7 protein-coding genes and 1 pseudogene are annotated in these 6,594 nt (G+C 62.3%); 4 read left to right on the forward strand and 4 right to left on the reverse strand.

From position 1 onward, the window contains the following. Window positions 1-615 (forward strand): hypothetical protein (locus tag G3N99_RS32100; RefSeq protein ID WP_206124386.1); only part of this gene is annotated, 615 nt, incomplete at its 5' end. A 278-nt stretch (window positions 616-893) separates the two neighbouring features. Continuing rightward, entirely contained in the window at window positions 894-1,280 is a 387-nt protein-coding gene (locus G3N99_RS32105; protein WP_174944926.1) for a VOC family protein, read from the forward strand. A gap of 21 nt (window positions 1,281-1,301) precedes the next feature. On the opposite strand, the gene G3N99_RS32110 is transcribed toward G3N99_RS32105, so the two are convergent. Then, a complete protein-coding gene (locus G3N99_RS32110) occupies window positions 1,302-1,868 on the reverse strand; it encodes a GNAT family N-acetyltransferase (RefSeq protein ID WP_174944924.1) in 567 nt (188 codons plus the stop codon). A gap of 150 nt (window positions 1,869-2,018) precedes the next feature. Next, window positions 2,019-2,669: a GTP cyclohydrolase II gene (gene ribA, locus G3N99_RS32115; RefSeq protein WP_069260282.1), complete on the reverse strand. Its 651-nt coding sequence runs from the start codon at window positions 2,667-2,669 to the stop codon at window positions 2,019-2,021. 177 nt (window positions 2,670-2,846) lie between these two features. Between ribA and G3N99_RS32120 the strand changes: the two genes are divergently transcribed. Continuing rightward, on the forward strand, window positions 2,847-3,308 hold the full coding sequence (locus tag G3N99_RS32120) for a CBS domain-containing protein (protein ID WP_011354633.1): 462 nt from the start codon (window positions 2,847-2,849) through the stop codon (window positions 3,306-3,308). A gap of 154 nt (window positions 3,309-3,462) precedes the next feature. On the opposite strand, the pseudogene G3N99_RS32125 reads toward G3N99_RS32120, so the two are convergent. Beyond that, window positions 3,463-3,792 (reverse strand): annotated as a pseudogene (locus G3N99_RS32125) (DUF4148 domain-containing protein). Window positions 3,793-4,304: 512 nt separating this feature from the next. Between G3N99_RS32125 and G3N99_RS32130 the strand changes: the two are divergent. Continuing rightward, window positions 4,305-4,703 (forward strand): GreA/GreB family elongation factor, encoded by a 399-nt coding sequence (locus G3N99_RS32130; RefSeq protein ID WP_105392045.1) that lies wholly within the window; start codon window positions 4,305-4,307, stop codon window positions 4,701-4,703. A gap of 174 nt (window positions 4,704-4,877) precedes the next feature. Here G3N99_RS32130 and G3N99_RS32135 read toward each other — a convergent pair whose 3' ends face one another. Further along, window positions 4,878-5,996, reverse strand: a complete 1,119-nt coding sequence (locus G3N99_RS32135; protein ID WP_174946240.1) for a porin — start codon at window positions 5,994-5,996, stop codon at window positions 4,878-4,880. Window positions 5,997-6,594 lie beyond the last annotated feature (598 nt).

Raw genomic sequence — 6,594 nt, forward strand, 5'->3', positions numbered from 1 at the left:
AGACGTGTGCTCTTCCGAGCTCCGCGCGCGGCGACGCTGCTGGTCGCGGACGAGCCGCTCTGCTCGCTGCGCCTCGTGATCCGCGACATCGCTCCGGCCGGCGAAGGCCGGCATGACCTGACGATGCAGCCGTCCGGCGCCGCCGGTGACGAACTGCTGTGGCATGCGTTGCGCGATCGCGAGCCCTACCGCCGAATTCGGCAACCGCTCGCGCCCGTCGACACGTCCATCACCACCGACGGCGAACCGCACGCGTCGGCCAGCGAAGCCGGGCCGCGCCCGTCACGCAGCGCGGCCTTCCGGCTGCCCTGCCACAGCGACGCACTGTTCTTTGCCGACTGGCTCGAATATCACTTCGACGAATTGCGTGCGCTGTCGCAACAGCATGGGTCGCAACTGCAGCTCAACCAGCTCGAGCGGCAAGTGGCCGACGACGAAGTCGGCGTGCGCTTCGTCTACGACATCGACGGGCACGCGACGCGGCACGCGCTGACCGACTGCGCGCGCGAGGCCTGTGCATGGATCGAGACGGAGATGCGCGACAAGTACGCGTTACCGGTCGCGCAGGAGCGTTTCAAAGCGTTTGCGGCGCACGCCCGGGCTGGCGGTATGTGAGTGCGATGCAACAGGAAGTTGTATCGATACAACTAGGGCTTGCCATGCCTCGGGTTTTCCCTTAAATTTACGTCTGTCTCCTCCATGTCTCCAAACATGGATTCAGCCCGCTCAATGTAGCGGGCTTTTTCTTGCCTGCACACTTTGCGGGGCCATATCGCTTCCGCTCCGGCGCACTCGTCAGACGCGACGCATGGTGATGTCATCCGCTTGCCTCACGCAACGCGGATCAGCGGACTTATCATTGACCGGCCCGCCACTGCCCCGCCGAGGTCATCTTGCACGCCCATCTGCGCATTGCCCGCCCCGTTGGTAACCTCACCCGCACCGAGCGCATGTATCGCGAAGCATTCGAGCTGTCGGTGCTCTATCGCTTTGAAGATCACGACGGCTTTTCCGGCGTGATGCTCGGGCGTGACGGCCTCGACTATCACTTCGAATTCACGCACTGCCCCGATCATCCGATCGCGCCGTCGCCGACGCCCGAAGACCTGATCGTGTTCTACCTGCCCGATCGGCCGGAATGGGAAGCCGCCTGCGCGCGCGCCACAGAGCATGGCTTCATGCCGGTAACGTCGTTCAATCCGTACTGGGAAATATCCGGCCAGACTTTCGAGGATGCCGACGGCTACCGGATTGTGCTGCAGAACGGCACGTGGCGCTGACGGGCGAACACGTGTGAGCCGTTACGCGCCGGCCAGGCCGGCGGCGCGGGCAGCATATACGACGTGCCGGCGCAGCGCGTGCCCTTCCGGCAATGCAGGATGGTCGAAATCTCGCGCGGGTTGACGCTGCATGCCGAGCCGCTGCATCACGTGCTGTGATCGCTGGTTGGTGTCGGCCGTCCACGCGAAGATCTCGCCAAGTCTGACCCGGTCGAACCCGTCGGCCAGTGCGGCGGCGGCCGCTTCGGCTGCGTAGCCCTGCCCCCAGGCGTGGCGCGCCAGCCGCCACATGATCTCGACGCACGGTGCCATCGGATGCGTTGCACGCACTTCGCGCGACAGGCCGCACACCCCGATCAACATCGCATCGACACGACGCTCGACTGCCCATGGGCCGAAACCGTGTGCATCGAAATGTGCGTCGAAGCGCGCGATGACGTCGCTCGCCTCGTCAACGGACATCGGACCGCACGCGAGCCACGTGGTCACGTCCGGATCCTCATGCATCGCCGACAGCGCGCCCGCATCCGCCGGCCGCCAGCGGCGCAGCGTCAAACGCTCGGTTTCGATCTTCGACGGTTTGGACATGGGGGAGACGGATCGTTCAGGCGACGTCACGCGAGCGCCGTCGCAAACCCGAAAGCGGAACGGACGAAGGGGAAATGGAAATCGTCGCCTTGGCCGGCGACGATCCAGGGAACAGGTGACGAGAAACGGGCGCCGGAGCGCCCGGGGCGATTACTCGTTTTCTTCGAAGTAATGCCCGAACTTCGTTTGCTTCGTGCGGATATAACGCTCGTTTTCCTCGCGCACGGGCACCGCAAGCGCGACGCGTTCGCAGACAGGAATGCCGTGCTTCGCGAGCGTGTCGAATTTAGCCGGGTTGTTGCTCATCAGCCGCACCGACGTCACGCCGAGGATCCTGAGGATTGCCGCGGCCGAGTCGTATTCGCGGGCATCGTCGGGCAGGCCGAGGTCGAGGTTCGCCTCGACGGTGTCGCGCCCCTGCTCCTGCAGCGCGTATGCACGGATCTTGTTGCTCAGGCCGATCCCGCGCCCTTCATGGCCGCGCAGATACAGCAGCACGCCGCGGTCTTCGGCCGCGATGTAGCGCAATGCGAGATCGAGTTGCTCGCCGCAGTCGCAGCGGTACGAGCCGAATACATCACCGGTCAGGCATTCGGAATGAAGGCGCGTCAGCACGGACTGCTCGCCGGCGACGTCGCCCATCACGAGTGCAAGATGTTCGGCATCGCTGCCGGATACGCGGAAAGCGTACGACGTGAACGTACCGTAGCGCGTGGGCAGCGACGCCGTAGCGACGAGCGTCACGCACTCGTCGGCCTGGCCGTTGCCCGGCGTGGGCGATTGGGGACGCGAAGACATCATGAATTCAATCGAAACGTTCAGGAATGTAGGAGTTGTGTGGATAGTGCGTGACCGGAGTTTACCGCTAATCTGGAATCGTCACGCGACTGCCGCCACCTGCACGGCTATACTGGGCTCATCGGGTGACAAGCATCGCACCCTGCCTGCCCAGCATCGACCTGCACACGGAGAAAGCGAATGAGCACGACTGTCGCGCAGCTTCTCAAGGCCAAGCCGGATTCGGGCCGCACCATCTACACCGTCACGAAGACCGATCTCGTCTACGACGCCATCAAGCTGATGGCGGAAAAGGGCATCGGCGCGCTGCTGGTCGTGGACGGCGACGACATCGCGGGCATCGTCACCGAGCGCGACTACGCGCGCAAGGTCGTCCTGCAGGACCGCTCGTCGAAAGCCACCCGCGTCGAGGAAATCATGACGGCGAAGGTGCGCTACGTCGAACCGTCGCAATCCACCGACGAGTGCATGGCACTGATGACCGAGCACCGGATGCGCCACCTGCCCGTCCTCGACGGCGGCAAGCTGGTCGGCCTCATCTCGATCGGCGACCTCGTCAAGAGCGTGATTGCCGATCAGCAGTTCACGATCAGCCAGCTCGAACACTATATCCACGGCACGCCCGCGGTCACGTCCGCCTGACCCACCCCAGCAAAAAAGGCCCAAACGCGCGAGCGTCTGGGCGGAAAGCCGCCGGAATGCGGCGACGGAGGTTCTGCTCCTGCGGGCGAATGACGCGCGCAACGGGGGCGCGTCTCGTCGATCAAGCGGTGCGCTCGGGCAGACCCGGGGACGTTCAGTTGCCGAAGTAGACCGAGTTCACGGGATTCGGTGCTTCGCGCGTCATGCGACGGCCGGCTTGGCCGGCACCCGTCGCCACGGCGCCATAGCCGCTCGTATCGGCTTGCGCGAGCATCGGCTGGTTCGGTTGAATGCGTTGTTCCGCGGCCTGGATGTTGTCCGGATACTGCGAATCGCTCGCCAGCGGCTTGTAGCCGTTCTGTTCGAGTTGCACGAGCTCGGCCTTGACCTAGTCGCGCGTCAGCCCCTGCTCGGACTGTGCAAACGATGCGATCGGGGTGGCAAGGACGGATGCGGCGATAGCTGCGTAGATGACCGACTTCATGATTTACCTCCGGTATATGTTCTCTTATGGCGTCGCCTCGGCAGGACTGTCTGAAGCGATTGAATCCAGTGTAGTTCTCGCCAACCCAAGGGGAAACCCTTAGTTTGAACATACAGCGTTGCGATTTTGACAAAAATCGCCGGCAAATCCTGAACGATATCGTCGCAACTTGCTTCACCCGCACAACAATCGCTGACGAAATGCCGACAGCCAAATCACATATTCCGAAGGTTGTGTTGTAGAATCGTAAGGTTCTATTCGCCAGTCGATCTTCCATCCACCATGTACGCGCTCACGCCCCTTTCGGTTTCGCCGTCCGGCCCGGCCGGCGTGCGCGCGCGCGCCGGTCATCCGGCGCATCCCCTCGCTCGACGCACGGCCCAGGCGCCGCTCGCCCCTGCCCGGCGCCTGATCTGACGGCTCGGTCTCCTCCCGGAGCCAGGTCAGACAGGCTCCGGGCGATCCCCATAGGCACGCCACGCCTGCCCCTGCCGATCATTTGGAGAACTGCCATGAAACAACGCCTTTACCAGTTGACCGAACTCGACGTTGCTCGCCTCGAGAAGCACGCCGAACACAACCCGCGCTTCCAGACGATGCTCGATACGCTTCTTGAGCGCGCCGACATCGTCCAGCCCGACGCCATCAAGGCGAACGTCGTCACGATGAACTCGCAGATCACGCTGCTCGACGAAGCGACCCAGGAACAAGCCACCTGGACGATTGTTTACCCGGACGCCGCCAATCTCGAGCTCGGCCGCCTGAACGTCTTCTCGCCCGTCGGCATGGCCCTGCTGGGCACCCAGCGCGGCCAGATGGTCAAGGTGATGCAGCCGAGCGGCACCGAAAAGCTGATGAAGGTTGCCGCGATCGTGTTCCAGCCGGAAGCCAACGGCGAATACACGCGCTGAGCCACTGCCGCCGGCATCGCGCCGCAGCGGCACACAACGAGAAAAGCGAGGCACAGGCCTCGCTTTTTTGCGTCCGGACGACGCGAATCGACGACATCACATTCCGCAGACGAAAAAAAGGCGCCCGAAGGCGCCTTTTTCGATGCTGCGAAGCGGGTTACCCCGCCGTCACGCTTAGAAGCGGTGACGCAGACCAACCGTTGCTGCGGTTTGGTTGATCGACGAGCTCGGCAGGTTGTCGCTGAAGTTGCTGCCGTTGTAGATCGATGCGCCAATGCCGTTCTTCGCTGCACGCTGGTACACAGCTTGTGCGTAGACGTCCGTGCGCTTCGACAGTGCGTAGTCAGCTTGCAGACCGAACTGGTTCCAGTGCGTGCTGCCGTTGTTGATCTTCGCGTTCGTGTACGTGTAAGCAGCGCCCAGGCCGAGAGCCGGCGTCAGGTTGTACTTTGCGTTGATTTCGTAGTTGTCGGTGCGCAGCGTGCTCAGACCAACTGCGTTGTTGTCCAGACGTGCTTGCGTCCATGCAGCGCCGACTTGTGCCGGGCCGAATGCGTAACCAGCAGCAGCACCGTACGTGCGGACGCGGCCTTGGCTAGCGATGCCACCGATCGCCGACGACGTTGCGCCGTTTGCGTTCGTGCCGTCACCCAGGTTCGCTTGCGAGTACGCAGCAGCCAGCTTCAGACCTTGGAACTGGTATGCAGCGCCCGCGCTGTATGCACGGTTGTTGCCGAAGTTCGTGTTGTTCGAGAACGAGTACGTGCCGCCGAATTGCAGGCCAGCGTAGTTCGCGCTCGTGAACTTGATCGTGTTGTTCTGAGCGACATCACCGTTCGTGCTCAGACGGTCGAGGTTCAGCGGGTGCGCGAAGTACGTGCCGCCCCACGAGCCCGTTGCCGTCAGCGGCGCCAGGTAGTCTTGCGTTGCGTCATACTGCTTACCCAGCGTGACCGTGCCGTACTGGCTCGACAGGCCGACGAAAGCTTGGCGGTTGAACATGCCGTTGCTGTTCGCGAACTTGCCGTTACCGATGTTGAAGCCGCTTTCCAACGTGAAGATTGCCTTCAGGCCGCCACCCAGGTCTTCCGAGCCACGCAGGCCGAAACGGCTCTGGTCGATGCCCGAACCCATCGCGAAACGCGACTTGCCAGCTTGGCCGACTGCCGGCTGGACGTTGCTCGTGTAGGTGATGCCTGCGTCCAGCACGCCGTACAGCGTGACGCTGCTTTGCGCGTGAGCGACGGTAGCAAACGATGCTGCAGCTGCTGCAACGATCAGAGTCTTGTTCATTCGTGGAGCTCCCTTCTAAAAAGAGGCAGGTCTCGCGACCTTGTTCATAAACGGTCTGCAACCGCCCGGGAGCGCCATCGATCCTGCTGGCCGCGCCCGGATAGTTGCCCGTTTGGGAACCGTGAGTTTAGGGGTGTACCCTAGGGGAGCGATCCGCAAATAAAGAAATAAGCTTTTCCAGAACTAGAAATAATAGAAATGGGGCCGCGTTATAAGTATTTGTTTTGACGTTTGTTTTTGACTTCTTGACGGGGGCATTTTGGAGGCTTTAATCGCACCATTCTTTCATGTCATCGTCTTGACGGTTGCATAGAAACAACAAACGGATTCAGCACGACACCCCCAAATCGGCAAATTTTACCCAATTTGGTCTCGAATTTCAGGCTCCGGGCCCCGGGAGCGCATCCGTCAGCCAGTCAACAGGGCTCGACATTCGTTCAGCGGGTCGCACCCACCCGTCAGCCACATATATAGAAAGGCCGGCCGCCACCGCCGACGGCTTTCCCGCCCGCCGTGACAGACGGTAACAGCCTTAACCGCTCGCGTAACCCGGCCGGCCGACTGGCAGGCTAATGTAAGGCAGCCTCGAATACAGAAC

It is taken from the genome of Burkholderia sp. Ac-20392, from assembly GCF_017104585.1.
Taxonomy (GTDB): Bacteria; Pseudomonadota; Gammaproteobacteria; order Burkholderiales; family Burkholderiaceae; genus Burkholderia; species Burkholderia lata.

Coding starts and splice junctions, on each gene's coding strand:
- G3N99_RS32120 (WP_011354633.1), top strand. CDS start 2,847: ATGAGCACGACTGTCGCGCAGCTTCTCAAGGCCAAGCCGGATTCGGGC.
- ribA (WP_069260282.1), bottom strand. CDS start 2,669: ATGATGTCTTCGCGTCCCCAATCGCCCACGCCGGGCAACGGCCAGGCC.
- G3N99_RS32130 (WP_105392045.1), top strand. CDS start 4,305: ATGAAACAACGCCTTTACCAGTTGACCGAACTCGACGTTGCTCGCCTC.
- G3N99_RS32110 (WP_174944924.1), bottom strand. CDS start 1,868: ATGTCCAAACCGTCGAAGATCGAAACCGAGCGTTTGACGCTGCGCCGC.
- G3N99_RS32135 (WP_174946240.1), bottom strand. CDS start 5,996: ATGAACAAGACTCTGATCGTTGCAGCAGCTGCAGCATCGTTTGCTACC.